Raw genomic sequence first — 22262 nt, 5'->3', positions numbered from 1 at the left:
TCCGCTCGGGATGCTGTCGGGATATCGTTACCAAACGGACCCGCGATGCCTTCCAAGCGTTCTGTCCCGATGTCGTCGAATTCCTGTCGCGGGTCGGTTGCGCTGCGCGCCCTGTTGGTGGTGTTGGCGCTGTTGCCGTTGGCGCTGCACGCCGAGCCCAAACTCAACGACCTGCAATACATCGGCAGCCACAACAGCTACCACGCCGGTTTCGCGCCCAGCGAAGCGGCGCTGTGGAAGCGGCTGGACCCGGCGACGTTCGCAGTGCTGGATTACCGGCATCCGCCGTTGACGCAGCAACTGGACGACGGCGTGCGCCAGATCGAACTGGACATCTACGCCGACGCCAAGGGCGGACGCTACGCGCACCCGGCGATGATCGACCAGCTCGCCAAGGCCGGCCTGCCGCCGGCGCCGCCAATCGCTGCGCCTGGGGTGATGCAGCGACCGGGCTTCAAGGTCATGCACATCCAGGACCTCGACCAGCGCAGCACCTGCCAGCCGTTGCTGGCCTGCCTGCGCGAAGTGCGGGCGTGGTCGAAAGAGCACCCCGGGCATCTGCCGATCTTCATTCTGCTGGAAACCAAGCAATCGACGCTGCCGGCAGCGTTTCCCACGGTGCAGCCGGAGCCGTTCGACGGCAAGGCGCTGGATGCGCTGGACGCCGAGCTGCGCTCGGTGTTCGCCGCGAACGCGTACATCAGCCCTGACCTGGTGCGCGGCAACGCCGCCACGCTCAACGCCGCCGTGCTCGCGCATGGCTGGCCGACGCTGGCGGCGGCGCGCGGCAAGGTGGTGTTCCTGCTCGACCAGCGTGCCGTCGGCCCGGCCTACCTCGCCGGCCATCCGGCCTTGCGCGGCCGCGTGTGCTTCACCAACGCCGATCCCGGCACCGCCGATGCCGCCTTCGTCGAGCGCAACGACGGCAGCGCCGATGAGATCGCGCAGTTGGTGAAGGCCGGCTACCTGGTGCGCACGCGTACCGATGCCGACCTCAAGGAAGCCGCGCACGCCGACACGAAACGGCGCGACGCCATGCTGGCCAGCGGCGCGCAGTTGCTCAGCACCGACTTTCCCGACCACGAGCCGGCAGCCTCCGGCTACGTGGTGCGCTTTCCCGGCGACGCCGTCGCCCGCTGCAATCCGCAACGTCCGCAGGCCGACTGCCACGGCGTCGACCTGCGCCACTGATCGCCCGCGGCCGCGCTGCGTCGCGGCCACGCCCACACGCATGCAATGGAAGGCCTGGGCGATCCGCGCGCCGGCATCGGCGTGTCCGGACCTCGGATCGCAACCGCTGTTTCCCCCAACGAGTCGCCCCCATGTCCCCGTTCCATCGCCCCCGTCCCCTGTGCTGTGCCATCGCCCTCGCGCTTGCGCTCTCGCCCGCCGCCCACGCCAGCGACGCCGATGACGTCCCTGACGCCAGCGCGCGCACCACCACCCTGGATTCGGTCAACGTGCAAGCCGCGCAGGCCACCGTGCCGGGTTCGCTGGACGAACAGCGCCTGTCCAACGGCGTCAACAGCGTGATGAGCAAGCAGCAGATCGATGCGATTCCCTCCGCCGGCATCGCCGACGTGGTCGCGCACCTGCCCGGGCTGTCGGCCTACAGCGACATGCACCTGGGCCAGGCCACCACCGGCGAGAACGCCTACGTCAGCATCCGCGGCCTGGATGCCAGCTACAACAGCTACCGCCTCAACGGCTTCGGCATGCCCGAGACCGACTCGTCCACGCGCGCGATCTCGCTGAACATGCTGGCGCCGTTCGGCATCCAGTCGGTGAAGGTCTCCAAGTCGCCGACCCCGGACCTGCCGGGCGACGCGATCGGCGGCGCGATCGACATGCGCACGCCCAGCGCGTTCGACTTCGATGGCGATTTCTACGGCAAGACCACCGCGCAAGGCCAGTTCAACGCGCTCGCCTCCGACCTCGGCGGCAAGCACACCGGCGGCACGGTGCAACAGGAGCTGGCCTGGAAGTTCGGCGACGACCACGCGTTCGGCGTCTATGCCTCGGCGTACTACGGCAAGAACAACAACATGGCGCAGGCGCCCGCGCCCAACAGCGCGTACTTCCCGGCGGATCCGGCGCAGGCCAAGGCCGTCGACCTGCGCGATGTCGGCCCGCTGCTCAGCGCCCGCTACAAGTACAGCGTCTACACCAGCCAGATCGAGCGCTACGGCGGCAATCTCGCCTTCGACTGGCAAGGCGACCATAGTTCCTTCTTCGCCCGCGCCATCTACGGCAGCTACAACGTCACCGGCCAGCAGGATCAGTCCAGCGCACGCCTGGAAACCGTCAACAACCAGCCGACCGCGGTGCGCGGCGGCTACTTCAACACCCACGACATCAAGGAAACCCTGGCCACGCTGCAACTGGGTGGGCAGACCACGCTGGACCGCCTGCGCTTCGATTACGGCAGCTCGTTCGGGCGCGGCACGCGCAGCCGCCCGGACTACGTCGCGGCGAGCCTGTACGGCTTCACCCCGGGCAGTTTCGCGTTCGATCTCAGCGACCCGACCTACCCGAGCATCGGCCCGAGCTCGCCGGCCCTGAAGAACTTCTTCTACAGCCTGGATTCGGCGCTGTTCTGGAAGACCCAGGGCCACGATGCCGGCAGCCACGACAACCGCGCCAGCGCGCATGCCGACATCAGCTATCGCGTGGACGGCGACATCCTCGACGAGGTCAAGACCGGCCTGTCGCTCGACCACGCCGATCGCGGTTCCTACGATCACCCGTTCTTCCACAAGGACGGCAACTTCATCTACAACGGCCCCTACTTCGGCGGCAGCAACTACGTGTTCCCCAACGCCGGCGGCCCGCCGCTGAGCGCGCTCCCCGGCCGCCTCACCTACGCGGCGTTCGATGGCCACTATGCCGGCCCGTTCAAGATCCTGGACCGCGACTGGGTACGTGCGCAGGCGGTGCCGTACAAGTACGTCAACGATCCCAACGGGGCCGGCGTCTACACCGCCAACGACTACAACGCCAACACCACCTCCAGCACCGAGGCGATCTACGCCGGCTACGCGATGGCCACGCTGCATGTCGGCGCGGTGACCATCCTGCCCGGCGTGCGCTACGAACTGACCCGCTACTCCGCCGACGCCTGGCAGTCGAACGGCGACGGCATCAACGGCCGCTTCGTCGGCAGCGGTCGCAGCTACGGCGAGGTGTTGCCGGGCATCAGCCTCAACTACCGTCCTGACGACCTGACCGTCTACCGCGCCTCGTTGCGACGCAGCTTCAGCCGCCCGGCGTTCGGGCTGATTTCCGGCGAGACCGTGTACACGGTCGACCCCACCCAGAAGGTCATCGGCATCTCCAAACCCAATCCCGACCTGCAGCCGAGCAAGGCCGACAACGCCGATCTGTCCGCGGAATTCTACGACCGCAACGGCGGCGTGCTCAGCGCCTCGACCTACTACAAGCGCATCAGCGGCTTCATCTACACCTCGCAGTCGGCGACCAGCAACGACAACACGCTCGGCGGCCTGGTCCCGACCGGCACCACCTTCGAGGACGGCGTGCCGGTGACCATGCCGCAGAACGGCGGCACCGCCAAGCTGTACGGCGTGGAGCTGGCCGGCAGCAAGCGCCTGCAGGACCTGCCCGGGTTCTGGGGCAATTTCGGCATCGCCGCCAACCTGACCCTGCAGCACAGCTCGGCCGACAGCAAGCGCGCCGACCAGCCCGGCAAGACCTGGCTGCCGCGTGCGCCCGAGCGCATCTACAACCTCGACCTGTTCTACGACGACAGCCACCTGCGCGCCGACCTCAGCTACAACTACACCGGCCTGCAACTGCTCGGCCTGACCAGCGACCGGCTCAACTACTACCTGCAACCGGTCAAGTCGCTGGACTTCACCGCCACCTACCACCTGCCGCACGGCATCGACGTCGGCATCGCCGCCAAGAACCTGCTCAACTCGGCCACGTTCTACGAGACCCAGGGCAAGTCCACGCGCTACATGGCCTACGACCCGGGCGCCGATGGCGCCTATGTGGAAACCGGGCGCGTGTACATGCTTACGCTGAGCTATACCTACTGACGCTCCCCCTGCCTCCGGCGCGCCGCGCCGGAGGCCTTGTGGCGTATCGGCAGCCTTGGACGCGCCGGGCTGTGCGCACGCCTGGAATAGCGATTGGTCCCGAGGGCCGCGTGAGCGGCGCCTCGCATCCCTGGGCGCATGCGACGCCAGCGCCACCTGCGCGCCACCAGGACCGCGCGACGCCCGCCACGCAACGGTTTCCGCCCCACAGACGCACGCGCCGGCGGGGGATGTCATTCGCGTGTAAAATTGCGGGTTTTTGACCACTCACATGGCGAAAGCCCCTCCACGGGCGCCCGTCCCGGGCCCAGCCTTCATTCGCCTGCTGGCGCGCCTGAGCGATGCGCCGATGCCCGCGTCCAGCCCCGCGCTGGCCGACAGGCTCGGCCAATGGATCGACTGGAACCGCGCGGTGGCGGTGTCGCGGGCGCTGGACGGCAAACTGCCCGAGCCTGCCGAGGACGCGCCCGAGGTGCCGGAACCGTCGGCGCTGGAGGCCGAATGCGGCCGCGTGCGCGCCGCGCTGGAAGAGAGCATCGCGCTGGATATCGCCAAGGAGACCGGCAAGCCCGTGGGCAAGCGCCAGCACGACCCTGACGCACCGATCGAGTACGCGCCGTTCCGCCAGCGCTACCTGGCGCTGCAACGGTCAATGCTCACCGCCACCGGGCGCCTGCGCGGCCTGCTGCGCGACGCACTGGTCCCGCTCTCGCCGGACATGGCGCGGCTGGCCGAGGTCGACGCGGTGATGGAACTGACCCTCAGCCCGCGCGAGCAAAGCTTGCTGGCCACGGTGCCCAACCTGCTCGAAGCGCATTTCCAGCGCCTGCGTGCCGCTGCGGCGGCGCACGCCCCCGATCCCTCCCTCACCGACGTCTCCCCGGCGCCGTCCGATACGGCCTGGCTGGACCTGTTCCGCCAGGACCTGCACAGCGTCCTGCGCGCCGAACTGGACGTCCGCTTCCATCCCATCGAAGCGCTGCTCGCCGCGCTTCGCAGCCGTTGATCCGACCCTCATGCCCAAGACCCTGTTCCATTCCGCCCTGTTCCTCGCCGGCCTCGCCGTGGTCTGCTGGATCGGCGCCGGCTATCTCGGCTCCAACCCGCTGGGCGCCGGCTTCGCCGCGTTGATCGGCCTCTGCTACCTGGCCGGCGTCGCCGAGCTGTACCGCTACCGCCAGGCCACCGCGACCCTGCACACCGCGCTGCGCGACGCCGAGGCCGCGCGCAGCGATCTGGGCGGCTGGCTGCAACGGCTGCACCCGAGCCTGCGCAACGCGGTGCGCCTGCGCATCGAAGGCGAGCGCGCGGCCCTGCCGGTGCCGGCGCTGACCCCGTACCTGGTCGGCCTGTTGGTGCTGCTGGGCATGCTCGGCACCTTCCTGGGCATGATGGCGACGCTGCGCGGCACCGGTCTGGCGCTGGACAGCGCCACCGACCTGCACGCCATCCGCGCCTCGCTGGCGGCGCCGCTGAAGGGCCTGGGCTTCGCCTTCGGCACCTCCATCGCCGGCGTGGCCGCCTCGGCGATGCTCGGTCTGCTCGCCGCGTTGTGCCGGCGCGAGCGCCTGCAGGCAGTGCAGCAACTGGATCTGCATGCGGCCACCGCGCTGCGCACGCACTCGCTGGCCTACCAGCGCAACGAGGCGTTCAAGCTGCTGCAGACCCAGGCCACGCTGATGCCGAGCCTGATCGAGCGCATGCAGACGATGATGGCGGCGCTGGAACAGCACAGCGCGGTCAGCGGCGAACGCCTGGCCAGCAGCCAGGACGCGTTCCACAGCCGCACCGAGGCCGCCTACACGCGCCTGGCCGGGTCAGTCGAACACGCCCTGCAGGCCGGCGTGGCCGCGCACGCGCGTGCGTTCGGCGACGCGCTGGAGCCGGTGGTGCAACGCACGCTCGACGGCGTGGCGCGCGAGACCGCCGCGCTGCAGGACACCGTCGGCCAGGCGGTGCAGCGGCAACTGGACGGCCTGGCCAGCGGCTTCGCACAGGCCGCCGAGCAGGCCACGCAGCGCTGGGACAGCGCGCTGGCCGAACAGCAACGCGTCAACGGCGCGCTGCTGCAGGAACTCGGCAGCGCGCTGCAACGCGCCGGCGACGGCCTGGAACAGCGTGCAACCACGCTCGTGGAGGCGACCGCGGCGCGCCTGCAGGCCGCCAGCGACGACGCCAGGCAGGCCTGGGCCGAGGCGCTGACGCAACAACGCGAGGCCAACGACAGCCTCGCCGCGCGCCATGCGCAGGCACTGGACACCGTCGCAGGCCGCCTGGATGCCACCGCCGAGGCCGCACAGCAGGCCTGGAACGCCGCGCTGGAGCAGCAGCGCGATGCCAACGCGGCACTGGTCACACGCAACGCGCAGGCGCTGGACACCGTGGCGATACGCTTGGACGCCACCGCCGCGGCCGCGCAACAAGGCTGGGGCGCGGCGCTGGCACAACAGCGCGAGGTCAACGACACCCTCGCCACGCGCAATGCGCAGGCACTGGAGACCGTGGCGAGCCGCCTGGATGCCACTGTCGAGGCCGCGCAGCACGCGTGGAGCGCGGCGCTGGTGCAGCAACGCGAGGTCAACGAGGCCCTGGCCGCGCGCAATGCGCAGGCGCTGGACTCCGCTGCGGCCAGCCTGGAACAGCGCGCCGCCGCGCTCGCCGAGACACTGCAGCAGGCCCATGCCGACCTGCAGGAGGCGCTGGAAGCGCGCGACCAGGCGCGCCTGCGCGCCTGGACCGACAGCTTCGCCAGCATGGCCGCGACCCTCGGCGGGCAATGGGAGCACCACGGCGAGCGCATCGCGCAGCGCCAGCAGGAGATCTGCAGCACGCTGCAGGAGACCGCCGCGGCGATGTCGGAACAGAGCCAGGCGCAGGCGCGCGACACCATCGCCGAGATCGAACGGCTGGTGCAGGTGGCCTCGGAAGCGCCAAAGGCCGCGGCCGACGTGGTCGCGGAACTGCGCCAGAAACTCTCCGACAGCATGGTCCGCGACACCGCGATGCTGGACGAACGCAATCGTCTGCTGGCCACGCTGCAGACCTTGCTGGAGGCGGTCAACCACGCCTCCACCGAGCAGCGCAGCGCGGTGGACGCGCTGGTCGCGACCTCGGCGGATTTGCTGGAGCGCGTCGGCAGCCGTTTCACCGACCAGATCGAAGCGCAGACCGGCAAGCTCGGCGACGCCGCCGCGCAGGTCGTTGCCGGCGCCACCGAGGTGGCCAGCCTGGGCGACGCGTTCTCCGGCGCGGTGCAGGCGTTCGGCGAATCGAACATGGCCCTGCTGGAACGCCTGCAGGGTATCGAGCAGGCCTTGGACAAGTCGCTGGCGCGCAGCGACGAACAGTTGGCCTACTACGTGGCGCAGGCACGTGAGGTGATCGACCTGAGCATGCTGTCGCAGCAGCAGATCACCGAGGAGCTGCGCCAGCTCGCCGCGCGCCAGGCGCCCGACCAGGCCGACGTGGCATGAGCGACGAGCTGGAACTCGACGCCGACACCGGCGCGCCGGTCTGGGCGGTGTTTGGCGACCTGATGTCGGTGCTGCTAGGCGCGTTCGTGCTGATCCTGATCGGGGTGATCGGCGTGCAGTTGCAGTTGTCGAACAAGCTGGACGAAGAAATGCGCCAGCGCCAGCTCGAAGCGCAGCAGCGCAAGACCCTGGAACAGGCGCTGGCGGCGCCGCTGGCGGCCGGCCGGGTAACCTTAGTCGACGGCCGCATCGGCATCCGTGGCAACGTGCTGTTCGCGCTGAACTCCGACCAGTTGCAGCCGGAAGGTCGCGACCTGCTGAAGAGCCTGGCCGCGCCGCTGGCCGGTTATCTCAAGGCGCGCAACGAGATCCTGATGGTCAGCGGCTTCACCGACGACCGCCAGGTGCGCGAGAGCAACCGCCAGTTCGCCGACAACTGGGAACTGTCGGCCGAGCGCGCGCTGACTGTGACCCGTGCGCTGATCGAGGCAGGCGTCCCGGCCGATGCGATCTTCGCCGCCGCCTTCGGCGCACAGCAGCCGGTGGCGCCGAACGCCGACGAGGCCGGACGCGCCAGCAACCGCCGCGTGGAGATGGCCCCGCTGCCGCGCATGAGCAAGCGTGCCGCGACACCGCATGCGCCCTGATCCGATTCCCGCCATCGACCGCCTTGCCGCCTGGCGCGCACAGCACGCCGAGCGGCTGGACCCGCTGCGCTTCCGCTTCCTCGAAGCGCTGGCGCGCCGCACCGAGGCGCAGCAGGGCAAGACGCGGGAGCTGCTGGAGCAGAAGCTGTCCGCCCTGCTCGACGCCTACGCGGCGGCGCTGGATGCGTCCTCACGGAACGCCGGCGATCCTGATGCCGACGCCGCGATGCGATCGACCCAGCCGAGTCCGCTCGGCGCCCTGTTGGCGCAGTATCGTGCGGCCGCTGCGCCCACCATGTCCGGCACCGATGCCGAACCTGGCAGCGGCACCGACAACACCGCCGGCGCTGCGGCGCAGGCAGTGCCGATGGCAGCGGAGGCAACGACGTCATCGCCCGCCGCGACCGCGGCCGCGCGCCTCGCTGCGCCGCAGCTGCCCGCCGTCGAAGAGGCGCGCCGGCTGTGGACCGAACTGCGCAGCCGCAGCCAGCTGCGGCAATCGCTGCAACAGGCACCCGCCGATGCCGGCCCGCTGAATTCCGGCGTGCTGGTACACCGCTCGCTGGCGTTGATGCGCACGCTCTCGCCCGGCTACCTGCAGCACTTCCTGTCCTACGTCGATGCACTGTCCTGGCTGCAGCAACTGCACGATGGCGGCGCACTGGCGAAGCAGCAGCAATCCGGCAGCGCCGTCGGCAAAGCGACGACACCGCGCAGCAAGCCGCGCAAACGCGGTTGACCACATCGCCAATGCACGTAACGCCGACAGCGTCGTGGTAGGAGCGGCTTCAGCCGTGACGGGCGTTACAGGGAACGGCGGTCGCGGCTGAAGCCGCTCCTGCCAAAGCCACTTTCCTCACACGACACATCCACACAGGCAAGAAAAAGGCCGGCATGCGCCGGCCTTTCCCGTCACCCATCGTGGAGCTCGGCTTACAGTGCCTTCGCCGCCGCCACCACGTGCTCGGCGGTGATCTGGAAGTGCTTGTACAGCACATTCGCCGGCGCCGAGGCGCCGAAGCTGTCGATGCCGACCACGGCGCCGTCCAGGCCCACGTAGGCGCGCCAGAACGCGGTGACACCGGCTTCCACCGCCACGCGCTTGCGCACCGCCGACGGCAGCACCGACTCGCGGTAGGCGGCGTCCTGGCGATCGAACACGTCGGTGCACGGCATCGACACCACGCGCGTCTTCAGGCCCGCCGCATCCAGCGCCTGCTTGGCTTCCACCGCCAGGCCGACTTCCGAGCCGGTGCCGATCAGGATCACGTCGGGCGTGCCGCCCTCGGCATCGGCCAGCACGTAGCCGCCGCGCTCGATCTGCTTGATCTGCTCGGCGCTGCGCGCCTGGAACGGCAGGTTCTGGCGGCTGAACACCAGGCAGCTCGGGCCATCCTTGCGGGTGATCGCGGCCTTCCAGCTCACCGCCGACTCCACCGTGTCGCAGGGGCGCCACACGTCGTTGTTGGGGATGTAGCGCAGCGACGCCAGGTGCTCCACCGGCTGATGGGTCGGGCCGTCCTCGCCCAGACCGATCGAGTCGTGGGTGTAGACGTGGATCGCATGCGCCGGGATCAGCGCGCTCATGCGCACGCCATTGCGCGCGTAGTCGCTGAACACCAGGAAGGTGGCGTCGAACGGAATGAAGCCGCCATGCAGCGCCAGGCCGTTGGCGATGGCAGTCATGCCGAACTCGCGCACGCCGTAGTACACGTAGTTGGCGTTGGGATCGTCAGTGGCGACCGACTTGCTGGCCTTCCACAGGGTGAGGTTGGAATGCGCCAGGTCGGCCGAACCGCCGACCAGCTCCGGCAGCAGCGGCGCGAAGGTTTCGATCGCCATCTGCGAGGCCTTGCGCGAGGCGATGGTCTGGCCTTCGGCGGCCTGCTTGGCGATGTAGGCGTCGGCCTGGGCGAGGAAGTCCTCCGGCAGCTCGCCGTGCGAGCGGCGGGTCAGCTCCGCGGCTTCGGCCGGGTACTGCTTGGCGTACTTGTCGAAGGCCTGCTCCCACTCGGCCTGGCGCAGCGTGCCGGCCCCGCCGGCGCGCCAGCCGTCGTAGATTTCCTGCGGAATCTCGAACGGCGCGTACGGCCAGTTCAGCGCCTTGCGCGCGCCTTCCAGCTCTTCCTTGCCCAGCGCGGCACCATGCGAGGATTCCTTGCCGGCCTTGGTCGGCGCACCGAAGCCGATGGTGGTGCGGCAGCACAGCAGGGTCGGCTTCTCGCTCTCGGCGATGGCCGCCTCGATCGCGGCCTTGACCGCGTCGGCGTCCTGGCCGTCGACATCACGGATCACGTGCCAGCCGTAGGCCTCGAACCGGGCCGGGGTGTTGTCGCTGAACCAGCCGGCGGTGTTGCCGTCGATGGAGATATGGTTGTTGTCCCAGAACGCGACCAGCTTGCCCAGGCCCCAGGTGCCGGCCAGCGAGGCGGCCTCGTGGGACACGCCTTCCATCATGCAGCCGTCGCCCATGAACACCCAGGTGCGGTGGTCGACGATCTGGTGCTCGGGGCGGTTGTAGCGCTGCGCCAGCAGTTTTTCGGCCAGCGCGAAACCGACCGCATTGGCGAAGCCCTGGCCGAGCGGACCGGTGGTGGTCTCCACCCCGGGGGTCTCGCTGCGCTCCGGGTGGCCGGCAGTCTTGCTGTGCAGCTGGCGGAAACGCTTGAGCTCCTCGATCGGCAGGTCGTAGCCGGACAGGTGCAGCAGCGCGTACTGCAGCATCGAGCCATGGCCGTTGGACAGCACGAAGCGGTCGCGGTTGAACCAGTGCGGATTGTTCGGGTTGTGGCTGAGGAAGTCGTTCCACAGCACTTCGGCGATGTCGGCCATGCCCATCGGCATGCCGGGATGGCCGGAATTGGCGGCCTCGACCGCATCGGCGGCAAGGAAACGGATCGCGTTGGCGAGTTCGCGGCGGGTAGGCGTCGTCATGAGGGATCTGTCGGAAGCGGGCGCGTGGCGTCGGGTCCGTTATTGTCCCACAGGCGGGGATTGGAGATTGGGGATTGGGGATTCGCAGCGGCACTGGCTGGACGCTTCAGATGGCGTCGGAGCGGCTTCAGCCGCGGCGGGCCATTCCCGGCAAACACCTATCGCGGCTGAAGCCGTTCTCACGCGTGGTCCGTCAGGCGGCGGCACTGCCGCCTTTACCAATCCCTAATCTCGAATTCCTAATCCCGGCCGTCCTCGCCCTTGGCCACCAACGTGGTCAGGGCCAGGTCGCCGGTCACGTTCAGCGCGGTGCGGCACATGTCCAGGAAATGGTTGACGCCCAGGATCATGCCGATGCCGACCGGGTCCACGCCGACCATCGCGCAGATCAGCGCCACCACCGGCAGCGAGCCGGACGGCACGCCGGCGGTACCGATGCCGCCGAGGATGCAGACCAGCATCACCATGCACTGCTGCGCGATGCTCAGCTCCACACCGAAGAACTGCGCCAGGAAGATCACCGTCACGCCTTCGAACAGCGCGGTGCCGTTCTGATTGGCGGTGGCGCCGACGGTCAGCACGAAGCGCGAGACCTTGTGCGGCAACCCCATCTGGTCGGCCACGCGCAGCGCGGTCGGCAGGGTGGCGTTGCTGGACGCGGTGGAGAACGCCATCACCGTCGCTTCGCGGGTGGCGCGGAAGAACCACAGCGGCGAGCGCCCGGCCAGGCGCACGGCCACGCCGTAGCTCACCACCATGTGCAGGCCCAGCGCCAACACCACCACGCCCACGTAGGCGCCCAGCCGTACCAACAACTCGAAGCCGAACAGGGCCGCCAGGTTGAACATGAAGCAGGCCACTGCGTACGGCGCCAGGCGGATCACCAGCCCGATCAGGGTCATCGAGATCTCGAACACGCCTTCGATGCCGCGCCGCAGCGTCGCCACCTTGGCGTCTTCGCTGAGCACCATGCCCACGCCGAACATCACCGCGAAGAACATCAGCGACAGGATCGCGCCGTTGCTGGAGGCGGCTTCGATCACGTTGTCGGGCACGATCGACAGCAGCATGTCCATGCCGTGCGGCTGGTGCTTGCTCTGGTCGACGATCTGCGCGGTACGCTCCACGTTCTGCTGCAGCAACTGCTGCGCCAGCTCGCGATCCACGCCGATGCCGGGCTTGAGCACGTTGACCAGCACCAGCCCGAGCAGCACCGCCACGCCGGACAGCACCACGGTGTAGCCCAGCGTCTTCCAGCCGATCCGGCCGAGCGCGCGGATGTCGCCCATCTCCGAAATGCCCATCACCAGCGCCGAGAACAGCAACGGCACGATCAGCATGAAGATCAGGTTGAGGAACAGCTTGGAGAACGGCGTGGTGAGGTACTTGGTCAGCGCCTGCACCCAGGCCGCATCGCCCCCGACGCTCATGTGTACCGCCAGGCCCAGCACCAGTCCGAGGACGAAGCCGATTGCCATTTTCCAGTGCAACGGCAAGCCGGTTTCGGCCTTCACGGGGGTGTCGGTCATGAGTGCGCCTTGCGAGAGAGAACCCCGAGCTTAACAAACCCCCACTGGGAGGCCGCAAGCCCGCGCGGGCCGTGCGCCAGCCGCGCCGCATCCATGCCCGCATGCGTGGCCGTGATCCGCGATCAAGACACGCTTCGCCCCCTCTCTTTCTCCATACACGCTAGCGCGACCGCGTCAGCCCTGCCAAGACAGGTCTTGCTGACGCCGGGCGCGCATCGGCCGTCCCTCGCATCCTCGACACAGGCAAAGACGCCTCGGCCACGCACATCTTGCGACCCATGACATCGAAGCAACGGCTGCTGGAGGAAATACGCCTCTGTCTTCTCTCCGGGACCAATCCGTCGCCACGCGCCAGCTTGCGGCAACTCCTTGACGCACGCACTACGCGGCGCCGTTCGCTCTCGCCGACGCGGGACGCTTCACGCGTCGCGCGGATACAGCGGCGGCAGCTCGTCCTTGTCCTGCTTGCGCGGCGTAGTGCGCCAGCGCGGTCCGGCCCAGAACGCCTGGCGCAACGCGGCGCGCGCGCCGGCCACATCGCCACCACCGCCCCAGCGTGCGTGTTGCATGCGCAGCACCGCGTCGCGCTGCGTCGGATCGTCCAGACGCCGCACCACCGTATCCAGGTCGGCGACGCCAGCCTGCGCGCACAGGATCGCCGCGACCTCGTCCAGTCCGCCGCTGTCCAGGGCCTTGCGCAACTCCGGCAGCGCGGCGCGTGGATTCACGGGCGCCGATGTCGCGCCAGGCGCAGCGTTGGGCGCCGTCGCCGGCAATGCGGCGGCGACGCGCAAGCGGCGCGCGCGACGCCAGGCCCAGACCAGGGTCGCGAACCACAGCACCGCGAAACCCGCGGCCAGCCCCATCCACAGCGGCAACGAGGCCAGCCATCCCTGCAACGTGTGCGTCGGCGCCACGGCGTTGTCGGCCGGCACCACGCTCAGCGTCGGCGCCGCGGGACTGACCGGGGCCGGTGCCGGCGCAGGCACGCCTTGTCCGGGCTGCACCTGCAAGGTCAGGTCCGGCAGGCTGGCCTCGCGCGCGGCGCCGGCGCCGACGTCCCACCACGGCATGCGCAGGCCACGCACCAGCAACGGGCCCGCCGCCTGCGGCACGATCGAATAGCGACGGCTGACGGTCACCTGCGGACCGCCGTCGACGAAGCGTTCCTGCACCTGCGGCGGCTCGGCGAACACCTGTGCACCATCGACGCTGGGCGTGGGCAGCTCGGGGAACTGCGCCTGGGTTGCGCCGCGTGCGGTGGCCTCGACCACGATGTCGGCAGCCTCGCCGGCCTTCGCGCGCTGCGGCGTGGCGGTGTAGCGCAGGCGCAGTTCGTGCAGCGGCAGCCACGGCTGCGGCGCGTTGGCCGGCTGCGCGCGCACCTGCAGGGTTTGCGCAGTGCCGCGCGCATTGAGTTCGCCGCCGCGACCGAAGTAGTCGTCGAAGAAGCCGGTGGGACCGCGGCCACTGAAACGCGCGCCCGGCAGCAGCAGCGAACCGCTGCGTTCGGGGACCAGCAGGTAGTGCCGTTCGACCACCGTGTACATGCGTCCGTCGATCTGGCGGCGGTTCTGGATGTCGTCGCCGACGCGCTGCAGCGACGCGCCGGCCGGCGCGTCCAGGTCGAGTTCGCCCGAACTCAGCGGCACGCCGAGATACAGCCGCACCACCACGCCCACGCTCTGCTGCACATAGGGCTGTGCGTCGTCGACGACGGTCTGCACGAACACGTCGGCGTTGCCCACCTGCGCCGGCATATCGGCATTGGTGGTCGCCGGCGCCGCGGCACTGGCCGCAGCCACCTCCAGCCGCAATGGCGCGGTGCGCTCGTTGCCGACCTGCAGCGACGGAATCTCCAACGTGCCGGTGTTGCGCGGCGTCAGCATCACGCCGAACAAGGACTTCGCCGAGACCGCGCCATTGACGATCTGCATCTGCCGGCTCTTGACCTCGTTGCTGAGCGCGAAATCGGCGCGCAGCGGCGTGTAGTCCGGCGTCGCCGCCGCCTGGTCGGTCTCGATGTTGAGGGTCACGCCCTCGCCGGCGCCGACGTTGTCGCGATCCAGCCACGCGCGCGTGGCGGCGCCCGCCGGCAACGCCAGCAGCAGCGCGGCCACTACCATCAACGCCGCGAAGACGCGTGCCCCCTGGCCGAGTCGCTTGAAGTGGGTCATGGTTCTTGTTCCCGCTGCCTGCGTTCGTGTTCCAGCCTGAATTTGGCGCGCAGCAGATTGCCCGGATCGTCCGGCACCCGCCGCAACCACGCCTCCACCGCCTGGCGCTGCTCGCGCTGCTGCGGCGTCTCGTTCGCGGCGGCAGCGGCACGTTCGGCGGCCTGCTTGTCGGCGCCGCCCTGCTGCGCCATCGCCCGCTGCATCTGCTGGCGCTGCGCCGCATCGGCCTGCTGTTGCGTCTGCGCATCGCCGGGTTTCGGCGGCGCCTGTTGCGCGTCCTTGGTGCCATTGCGTCCCTGCTGGCCGTTCTGCTGCTGGCCGCCCTGTTGCTGATCCTTCTGCTGCTGATCCTTCTGCTGCTGGTCCTGCTGCTTGCCCGACTGCTGCTGACTGTTCTGCTGCTGACCGCTCTGCTGTTGACCGCTCTGTTGCTGGCCGTTCTGCGGCTGCCCATCCTTCTGCTGCTTGCCGTCCTTGCCCTGCTGGCCGGACTTCGAATTCTGCGACGACTGGCGCTTGCGTGCCGCCTCCACCGCCGCGCGGTTGGCGATCGCATCGGCCATCTGCGGATGCAGCTTCAGCGCCTTGTCATAGGCCTCGATCGCCTCGTCGTAACGGCCCTGGCGGGCCAGGGCATTGCCGAGGTTGTACCAGCCGGCATCGCTGTCGATGCCTTCGAACTGCTGTTGCGCGGCGGCGAAATCGCCCTTGCGGTAGGCCTGCACGCCCGCGTCCAGCCGTTGCTGGCGGACCTGGTCGGCACGTTCCCACCACCCGCCTGCGACAGGACCGGGCGCCGGCGTCTGTGCCTGCGGCGCCGCCGGTGCCTGCGCATGAACCGGTAGCGGCATCGCCAGCGGCGCCAACACCAGCAGCAGCACCGCGGCGCCACCACGGCGGCGGAACGCGAGCAATGCCAGCAGCATCAGCGGCGGCAGCAACCAATAGCCTTGATCGAGCCACACGCGGCCATGGCTTTCGTCGGCCGCCGTCGCCTCTTCTTCCTGCGGCCGCAGCACGCCCAGCGCGCGCAGATCCGCATCGTCGGGCGTCAACGCGGCATAGCGTCCGGCGCCGGCCGTCGCCAACGCACGCAGCGAACCCGCATCCAGTTGCGCGTGCGCCAGCCGGCCCTGGTCGTCGCGGTACGCAGCACCCTGCGCAGTGCCCAGCCCCAGCGCTGAAACGTGATACCCCTGCCCGGCCGCACGCGCCGCCGCCTGCTGCGCTTGTGCGTCGGCATGATCGCTGAGCACCAGGATGTCGCCGCGGGAGAAGCCGGCCTGACGCAACAACTGCGCCGCCCAGTCGATCGCCAGGTCGGTACGCTGTCCCGGCACCGGCATCACCTGCGGCGTCAAGGCGTCGAGGAACAGGCCGACGTTCGCCGCATCGTCGGTCAGCGGCGCCACCGTGTATGGCTCGCCGGCATACGCGAGCAAGGCGACTTCGCCGCCGGCGCGCTCGTGCAGCAAGCGCGCCAGCTTGGCCCGCGCCTGCAGCAGCCGCGACGGCGGCAGATCGCGCGCATCGATCTGCGCGGACAGGTCCAGCGCGATCACCAACGGCGTGCGCGCCTGCCACAGCGGCTGCTGTTCCTGGCGCCAGCTCGGCCCGGCCAGCGCCAGCACAGCCAGCGCATAGCCCAACGCGCCCACCAGCAGGCCGGCACTGCCCTTGGCGTCGCCACGTGCCAACAGGTGCGGCAGCAGATGCGGGTCCACCGTGCGCCGCCAGATGTCGCGGCGGCGACGCCGGCGCCACCAGCTCCAGCCCAGCAACGGCAGCAACAGCAGCGCCCACAGCCATTCAGGGCGCAGCAGGTGCAGGGCCTGGAGGAACTCCATCACGCGGGTCATTGCCGCCTCCAGGGCCAGATGAAGGACAGCAGGGCCAGCGCCAGCGCCGCAGCCAATGGCCAGGCGTAGCGCTCGATCCGCGGCCGCACCGCCGGACCGGCCGAACGCACCGGTTCGAGCCGGTCCAGTTCGGCGTAGATCGAGGCCAGTTCGGCGGTATCGCGGGCGCGGAAGAAGCGACCGCCGGTGTCCTGCGCGATCTTGCGCAGCGTGTCCTCGTCGACCTGGTCGTCGCCGCCGCTGCCGGGAATCGGCAGGCCGAACAGCGACATGCCGCCATCGCCGCCGAAGGCGATGGTGTACACGCGCACGTGTTCGGCCTTGGCCAGTTCGGCGGCCTTCAGCGGGTCGAGCACGCCGGCGGTGTTGACGCCGTCGGTGAGCACGATCAGCACCCGCTCGCCCTGCTGCTGCTCGCGCAGGCGCTTGACCGCCAGCGCGATCGCATCGCCCAGCGCGGTCTCGCGGCCGGCCAGGCCGACCACGCTGTCGCGCAACTGGTCGCGCACCGTGGCAAGGTCCGCGGTCAACGGCGTCAGCGCATACGCCTGCTGGCCGAACACCAGCAAGCCGATGCGGTCGCCGTCGCGGCGGTCGAGGAAGTCGGCCAGCACCGCCTTGGCCGCGGTCAGGCGATCGACGACGCGCCCGCCCAGGGTCATGTCCGGCTCGCTCATGCTGCCGGACAGATCCACCGCCAGCATCAACTGCCGCGCCTGCTGCGGCGGCGCGATGGGTTCGCCAAGTTGCAGCGGCCGCGCCGCGGCGGCACACAGGCAGAACCATGCCAGCCAGGCCAGCCAGACGCTGGCGCGCCACAACCCGCCACGCGCGGGGGCGGCGGCCACGGCCTGCAGGCGCTCGCCATAGGGCACGCGCAAGGCCGGCGCATTGCCGCGCCGCGCCGGCAGCAGCAGATTGGCCAGCAAGGGCAGCGGCATGGCCAGCCACATCCAGGGCCAGGCGAAGCCGGCCACCAGGTCGCTGAGGCTCTGCCACGACGACGGCAACAGACTCATCGCCGTCCTCCGCGCCGCGCCGCCATCAACGCCAGGAACCGGCGCCGCGCCAGCGGCAGCAGCGCCTGCACCTGCGCCGGGTCCACGCTGGGCCGGTAGCCGCCATCGAGCAGCACACGGCCGGGGCCGGTGGAGAAATCCTGGCGTTTGTCGCCGCCATCCAGGAACCGCAGCCAGTCCTCGCCCTGCAAGGCCGCAGCGGCCGGATCGCGGTGTTGTGCCGCACGCCGCAACAACTCCGAGACCGCGGCCACCTGCGCCGGCGGTTCACCCGTGCGCGTTGCCGCGTCGAATTGGCGCTGCCAACGCTGCACGCGCTGGCGCCGGCGCATCCACACGAACAGCGCCGCGCCGATCGCCAGCAGCAACACCGCCGCCAGCATCCACCAGCCCGGCGCGGGCGGCCACCAGGCCGGTGCCGGCGGCAGATGCACATCGCGCAGGGGCAGTTGCTGCGGGCTCATACCGTCGCGCCCCGCTGCACCGGCAGCAACCACGACTCGCTGGGCGCGTCGCTCAGCAACACCCGCACCTGCACGCCGCGGCCCGGCAGTTCCGCGGCCAGGGTTTCCAACGGCTGCACGAACTGCGCGCGCCAGCGCTGTTGTGCGGTGCTCGCCAGCAGATCCACTTCCACGCGGCGGCCGCTCGCCCAGAACGGCAGGGCCGCGCGCGGCGGCTGCACTTCCAGCGGATCGGCGAGCAGCAGCAGCTCCACTTCGTTGTGCAGTGCCAGCGCGGCCCAGCGCGCCGCGGGCACGGCCTGCGCGCTGGCCGGGTCGGCCAGCACGGTCAGGCGCGATCCCGGCCGCAACAGCTTGGCCGCGTGATCCAGGGCCATGCCCAGGCCGGCATCCTCCTGCGGCGGCTGTGCATACCAGCGCGTCAGCGCATCCAGCACGCGCAGGACGCCGCGCGGTCCGGAGGCGGGCGGCACCGGTGCTTCGCTGCGGCTGCCGCGCAAGGCGGCCAGGCGATCGCCCTGGCGCTGCGCTGCCCACGCGGCGACCGCCCCGGCACGCGCCGCCTGCACCGACTTGAAGCGGACGCGGGTGCCGAAATACAACGACGGCGCGGTGTCGGCAACGATCAGGCTGAGCCGTTCGCGCTCGGCCTGGAACAATTTTGTGTGGGTGCGACCGCTGCGCGCGGTGAGCCGCCAGTCGATGTGGCGGACGTCGTCGCCCGCCACATACTCGCGCGATTCTGCGTACTCCATGCCGCGCCCGCGCATGGGCGACGGGGCAGCGCCGCTGAGGCCATGGCGGCCGCGGCGCGGTGGCGGGATACGCGCAACGGCGGCACGCAGGGCCACCAACTCGGCCAGGCTGGGACGGATCCCCGCCTCGGCCGGCGCGGCGGCGTGCGGCATGCCAGGCGCGGTCGGCTGCGGTGCCATGCTCGTTACTCCGCGCGCAGGCGGGCGGCGGGCGACAGCCGTGCTTGGCCGCGTCCGGTCATGGCGGCGGCACCTTGTCCAGCAGCGCCGCGACCAGGCGATCGCCGTCCCAGCCTTCGGCGGTGGCTTCGTAGCTGGGCAGCACGCGGTGGCGCAATACATCGGCGGCGACCGCGCGCACGTCGTCGGGCGTGACGAAGTCGCGTCCGGCCAGCCATGCCCGGGCGCGCGCGCAACGCTCCAGCGCGATCGAGCCGCGCGGGCTCGCGCCCCAAGCAATGCGCCGCGCCAACGTAGCGTCGTAGCCGCTGGCATCGCGCGAGGCCAGCACCAGTTCGATCAGATAGCGCTCCAGCGGCGGCGCCATGTGCAGCGCCAGCACCGCGCGTCGCGCCGCGAACACGTCGTCCAGCGGCATGCGCGGCGGCGGCGCCTCGCCCGCCTCCAGCGTCTCGCGCGCGCGTTCGCGCGCCAAGCGCAGGATCTCCGCTTCCGCTGCCGCTTCCGGATAGCCGATCCGCACGTGCATCAGGAACCGGTCCAGTTGCGCCTCCGGCAGCGGGAAGGTGCCTTCCTGCTCGATCGGGTTCTGCGTCGCCATCACCAGGAACAGCTTCGGCAGCGCATAGGTGTGCCGGCCAACGGTGACCTGGCGCTCGCCCATCGCTTCGAGCAGCGCCGATTGCACCTTGGCCGGTGCACGATTGATTTCGTCGGCGAGCAGGATCGGATGGAAGATCGGCCCGGGCAGGAACTCAAAACGGCTCTCTTGCGGACGCCACACCTCGGTGCCGGTGAGGTCGGCCGGGAGCAGGTCGGGCGTGAACTGCACGCGGGCGAAGTCGGCCTCCAGGCGTGACGCCAGGGCGCGAATCGCCGTGGTCTTGGCCAGGCCTGGCGCGCCTTCGACCAGCAGATGGCCGTCGGCGAGCAGCGCGATCAGCAGGCGCTCCACCAGCGCCGACTGGCCGACGATGGTCTGGGACAGGCCGTCGCGCAGGGCGACGAACGCGGCGTGCAGACGCTGCTGCTCGGGCGCGGCCAGCGGGGAATCGGGGGTCGGGGATGGAGTGTTCATTTGCGCAGTCTGACCGATCGCCGGTGAAAATGGTTCCGCGTCTGGCCGAGGCTCCAGGCCGCGAATTCAGGGTTTCCTCATCCATGGCCGCAAACGGCGACGGGAGAGGCCTGCGCCTCTCCCGTCGGAAGATCCCGCCTGTCCGCAGCGGCTCAGCCCGGCGCGCGCTTGGCTACGCGCATCACCTTCGGGGTCACGAAGATCAGCAACTCTGCCTTGCTCTTGCTGCGACCACGCTGCTTGAACAGGTTGCCCAGGAACGGGATGTCCCCCAGGAACGGCACCTTGGAGATGCTGCTGCGATCGCTGAACTCGTAGACGCCGCCGATCACCACGGTCTGCCCGTCTTCGACCAGCACCGCGGTATTGATTTCGCGGCGATTGATTTCCGGAACGGTGCCGTACAGCGGCAGGGTGACGTAGCGCTCCACCTCGTCCTTCTTGACGTTCATGTTCAAGAAGATGCGGTTGTCATCGGTGATCGTCGGCGTCACCTTCAGTTCCAGCAGCACTTCCTTGAACTGCACGTTCGGGGTGGCGGCGGTGCCGCCGGTACCGCCGGTGACCGTGACGTAGCCGATTTCCTTGCCCTGCCGGATCACCGCCTCGCGCTGGTTGGAGGTCACGATGCGCGGATTGGAGATCACCTCGCCCCGGCCTTCTTCCTGCAGCGCCGACAACTCCATGTCCAACGAAAAGTTGGCGCCCAGCAAGGTGTAGGCGATGGCGCCGGGCGTCCCGGTGGTGAAGGTCCCAGCCGGCATGTTGAAGTTCAGGCCGCCGGGGATGTTGTGCACGTTGTTGTTGATGATCGACGTGTTGTTGGCCAGGTTGCCGCTGACCACGCCGGTATTGCCGCCGTACTGCCGGCGGCCGGCAATGCCGAAGCGCGCGCCCAGGTCGCGGGCGAAGGTGTCGGTGGCGATAACGATGCGGCCCTCGATCAGCACCTGGTCGACCGGCCGGTCGATCACGTTGATCAGCTCGCGCATCTGCGCGACCTTCTTCGGGATATCGCTGATCATCAGCGTGTTGGTGCGCTCGTCGGCGACGAGGCGCCCGCGTGGCGACAGGAAGCCGTTGTCGTTCTGGCTGCTGCCGCTGCCACCCGAGCCGCCACTGCCACCACCGCCACCGCCACCACCGATGCCCTTGGCCTCAGTCAGCGCCTTGAAGATCGCCGTGGCGCTGTGGTAGTTGATCTGCACATAGTCGGTGATCAGGTCCTCGCGGTTCTCGATCGCGATGCGCGCGTCTTCCTTGTCCTGCTCGAACTTGGCCAGTTCCTGCTGCGGCGCGACCCAGATCACCTTGCCGTCGCGGCGCTTGTCCAGGCCCTTGGCGCGCAGCACGATATCCAGCGCCTGGTCCCACGGCACATTGACCAGGCGCAGGGTGACGCTGCCCTGCACGGTGTCGGAGGCGACGATGTTGAGATTGGATTCCTCGGCGATCAGCTGCAGCACCGTGCGCACCGGCACGTCCTGGAAGTTGAAGGTCACCGGCTTGCCGCTGTAGCCGCGCTCGGCCACCTGCGCGGCGGCCTGGCTGACCGTGGTCGCGGTGACGGCGCCCACCGCCGGCGCGGCGGCGCGCGGGGTGATCTCGACCACGTACTCGTTGCCCGACTGGTAGGCCAGCGATTCGAATGCGCCATTGGTGTTCAGCACCAACTGCGCGCCGCCCGCGTAGGGCTTGGCATCGATGCGCTGCACCGGCGTGGCGAAATCGGTGACGTTGAGCGGGTGCTGCAGCTCAGGCGGCAGCATGGCGTTACCGACGTCGACCACGACGCTGTTGCCCTGGGTACGCAGGTCAGGACTGGCGCCGTTGCCGTTGAAGGACAGGATCAGCCGCCCGGCACCGCCGTCGCCGCGCTTGAAGTCGATCTTCGACACCGTGAGCTTGGCCGGCGCCGCCGCGGGTGCGGCGGGCGTGACAGCAGGCGCGGCGGCCGGCGCCGCGCTGGCGACGACCGCATTCCCGAGCAGTGCCGCCAACCCCAACGCGCATAGCCGCATCGTCGCATGACGCCGGATGGGGCGCAGGCTCAGGGCTTTGGAAAAAGTCATCGTGCTATCCCCAT

At 69.8% G+C, this 22262-nt stretch carries 15 protein-coding genes; 6 read left to right on the top strand and 9 right to left on the bottom strand.

The genetic code is table 11. The annotated features are described in order from the left end of the window. Nucleotides 1-69 precede the first annotated feature (69 nt). From GGR64_RS09170 to GGR64_RS09145, 6 genes are all read left to right on the top strand, one after another. On the top strand, nt 70-1191 hold the full coding sequence (locus GGR64_RS09170) for a phosphatidylinositol-specific phospholipase C1-like protein (RefSeq protein ID WP_184645358.1): 1122 nt from the start codon (nt 70-72) through the stop codon (nt 1189-1191). A gap of 131 nt (nt 1192-1322) precedes the next feature. Next, nucleotides 1323-4061, top strand: coding sequence for a TonB-dependent receptor (locus tag GGR64_RS09165; protein ID WP_184645356.1), 2739 nt, complete (start codon nt 1323-1325; stop codon nt 4059-4061). Between the two features lie 271 nt (nt 4062-4332). After that, nucleotides 4333-5067 carry a DUF3348 domain-containing protein gene (locus GGR64_RS09160; protein WP_184645354.1) on the top strand — a complete coding sequence of 245 codons (735 nt, stop codon included), beginning with the start codon at nt 4333-4335 and terminating at the stop codon, nt 5065-5067. Nucleotides 5068-5077: 10 nt separating this feature from the next. Further along, nucleotides 5078-7534: a DUF802 domain-containing protein gene (locus tag GGR64_RS09155; RefSeq protein ID WP_184645353.1), complete on the top strand. Its 2457-nt coding sequence runs from the start codon at nt 5078-5080 to the stop codon at nt 7532-7534. Beyond that, the gene (locus GGR64_RS09150; RefSeq protein ID WP_184447065.1) at nt 7531-8181 is read left to right on the top strand and encodes an OmpA family protein; all 651 of its coding nucleotides are present in this window, start codon (nt 7531-7533) and stop codon (nt 8179-8181) included. Before GGR64_RS09155 ends, GGR64_RS09150 begins: the two co-directional genes overlap by 4 nt. Next, complete coding sequence (locus GGR64_RS09145) at nt 8171-8920, top strand: DUF2894 domain-containing protein (protein ID WP_184645351.1); 750 nt, start codon at nt 8171-8173, stop codon at nt 8918-8920. Before GGR64_RS09150 ends, GGR64_RS09145 begins: the two co-directional genes overlap by 11 nt. Nucleotides 8921-9114: 194 nt before the next feature. Here the strand turns inward: GGR64_RS09145 and tkt are convergent, their stop codons facing one another. The 9 genes from tkt to GGR64_RS09100 form a co-directional block, all read right to left on the bottom strand. Then, the gene (tkt, locus tag GGR64_RS09140) at nt 9115-11115 is read right to left on the bottom strand and encodes a transketolase (protein ID WP_184447067.1); all 2001 of its coding nucleotides are present in this window, start codon (nt 11113-11115) and stop codon (nt 9115-9117) included. Between the two features lie 239 nt (nt 11116-11354). Beyond that, nucleotides 11355-12644 carry a dicarboxylate/amino acid:cation symporter gene (locus tag GGR64_RS09135; RefSeq protein ID WP_184645349.1) on the bottom strand — a complete coding sequence of 430 codons (1290 nt, stop codon included), beginning with the start codon at nt 12642-12644 and terminating at the stop codon, nt 11355-11357. A 419-nt stretch (nt 12645-13063) separates the two neighbouring features. Beyond that, nucleotides 13064-14770, bottom strand: a complete 1707-nt coding sequence (locus GGR64_RS09130; RefSeq protein ID WP_184645871.1) for a BatD family protein — start codon at nt 14768-14770, stop codon at nt 13064-13066. A 47-nt stretch (nt 14771-14817) separates the two neighbouring features. Beyond that, nucleotides 14818-16680 (bottom strand): tetratricopeptide repeat protein, encoded by a 1863-nt coding sequence (locus tag GGR64_RS09125; RefSeq protein WP_184645347.1) that lies wholly within the window; start codon nt 16678-16680, stop codon nt 14818-14820. Next, entirely contained in the window at nt 16677-17699 is a 1023-nt protein-coding gene (locus tag GGR64_RS09120; RefSeq protein ID WP_160965396.1) for a VWA domain-containing protein, read from the bottom strand. The genes GGR64_RS09125 and GGR64_RS09120 overlap by 4 nt, the downstream gene beginning before the upstream one ends. Then, nucleotides 17696-18163 carry a DUF4381 domain-containing protein gene (locus GGR64_RS09115; RefSeq protein WP_184645345.1) on the bottom strand — a complete coding sequence of 156 codons (468 nt, stop codon included), beginning with the start codon at nt 18161-18163 and terminating at the stop codon, nt 17696-17698. The genes GGR64_RS09120 and GGR64_RS09115 overlap by 4 nt, the downstream gene beginning before the upstream one ends. Beyond that, nucleotides 18160-19098: a DUF58 domain-containing protein gene (locus GGR64_RS09110; protein WP_184447070.1), complete on the bottom strand. Its 939-nt coding sequence runs from the start codon at nt 19096-19098 to the stop codon at nt 18160-18162. Before GGR64_RS09110 ends, GGR64_RS09115 begins: the two co-directional genes overlap by 4 nt. Nucleotides 19099-19156: 58 nt before the next feature. Further along, a complete protein-coding gene (locus GGR64_RS09105; RefSeq protein WP_184645343.1) occupies nt 19157-20176 on the bottom strand; it encodes a MoxR family ATPase in 1020 nt (339 codons plus the stop codon). A 152-nt stretch (nt 20177-20328) separates the two neighbouring features. After that, entirely contained in the window at nt 20329-22248 is a 1920-nt protein-coding gene (locus GGR64_RS09100) for a type IV pilus secretin PilQ family protein (protein WP_184645341.1), read from the bottom strand. Nucleotides 22249-22262: the final 14 nt, after the last annotated feature.

Origin of the sequence: Xanthomonas sp. 3307 (assembly GCF_014199735.1) — a bacterium.
In the GTDB taxonomy this organism is placed as follows: Bacteria; Pseudomonadota; Gammaproteobacteria; order Xanthomonadales; family Xanthomonadaceae; genus Xanthomonas_A; species Xanthomonas_A rydalmerensis.
This window is presented reverse-complemented; position numbering and strand designations above follow the sequence as displayed.

Excerpts from the sequence above, each read along its gene's own strand:
- GGR64_RS09170 (WP_184645358.1), top strand. The coding sequence starts at position 70 with ATGTCGTCGAATTCCTGTCGCGGGTCGGTTGCGCTGCGCGCCCTGTTG.
- GGR64_RS09165 (WP_184645356.1), top strand. The coding sequence starts at position 1,323 with ATGTCCCCGTTCCATCGCCCCCGTCCCCTGTGCTGTGCCATCGCCCTC.
- GGR64_RS09160 (WP_184645354.1), top strand. The coding sequence starts at position 4,333 with ATGGCGAAAGCCCCTCCACGGGCGCCCGTCCCGGGCCCAGCCTTCATT.
- GGR64_RS09155 (WP_184645353.1), top strand. The coding sequence starts at position 5,078 with ATGCCCAAGACCCTGTTCCATTCCGCCCTGTTCCTCGCCGGCCTCGCC.
- GGR64_RS09150 (WP_184447065.1), top strand. The coding sequence starts at position 7,531 with ATGAGCGACGAGCTGGAACTCGACGCCGACACCGGCGCGCCGGTCTGG.
- GGR64_RS09145 (WP_184645351.1), top strand. The coding sequence starts at position 8,171 with ATGCGCCCTGATCCGATTCCCGCCATCGACCGCCTTGCCGCCTGGCGC.
- tkt (WP_184447067.1), bottom strand. The coding sequence starts at position 11,115 with ATGACGACGCCTACCCGCCGCGAACTCGCCAACGCGATCCGTTTCCTT.
- GGR64_RS09135 (WP_184645349.1), bottom strand. The coding sequence starts at position 12,644 with ATGACCGACACCCCCGTGAAGGCCGAAACCGGCTTGCCGTTGCACTGG.
- GGR64_RS09130 (WP_184645871.1), bottom strand. The coding sequence starts at position 14,770 with ATGGTAGTGGCCGCGCTGCTGCTGGCGTTGCCGGCGGGCGCCGCCACG.
- GGR64_RS09125 (WP_184645347.1), bottom strand. The coding sequence starts at position 16,680 with ATGACCCGCGTGATGGAGTTCCTCCAGGCCCTGCACCTGCTGCGCCCT.
- GGR64_RS09120 (WP_160965396.1), bottom strand. The coding sequence starts at position 17,699 with ATGAGTCTGTTGCCGTCGTCGTGGCAGAGCCTCAGCGACCTGGTGGCC.
- GGR64_RS09115 (WP_184645345.1), bottom strand. The coding sequence starts at position 18,163 with ATGAGCCCGCAGCAACTGCCCCTGCGCGATGTGCATCTGCCGCCGGCA.
- GGR64_RS09110 (WP_184447070.1), bottom strand. The coding sequence starts at position 19,098 with ATGGCACCGCAGCCGACCGCGCCTGGCATGCCGCACGCCGCCGCGCCG.
- GGR64_RS09105 (WP_184645343.1), bottom strand. The coding sequence starts at position 20,176 with ATGAACACTCCATCCCCGACCCCCGATTCCCCGCTGGCCGCGCCCGAG.
- GGR64_RS09100 (WP_184645341.1), bottom strand. The coding sequence starts at position 22,248 with ATGACTTTTTCCAAAGCCCTGAGCCTGCGCCCCATCCGGCGTCATGCG.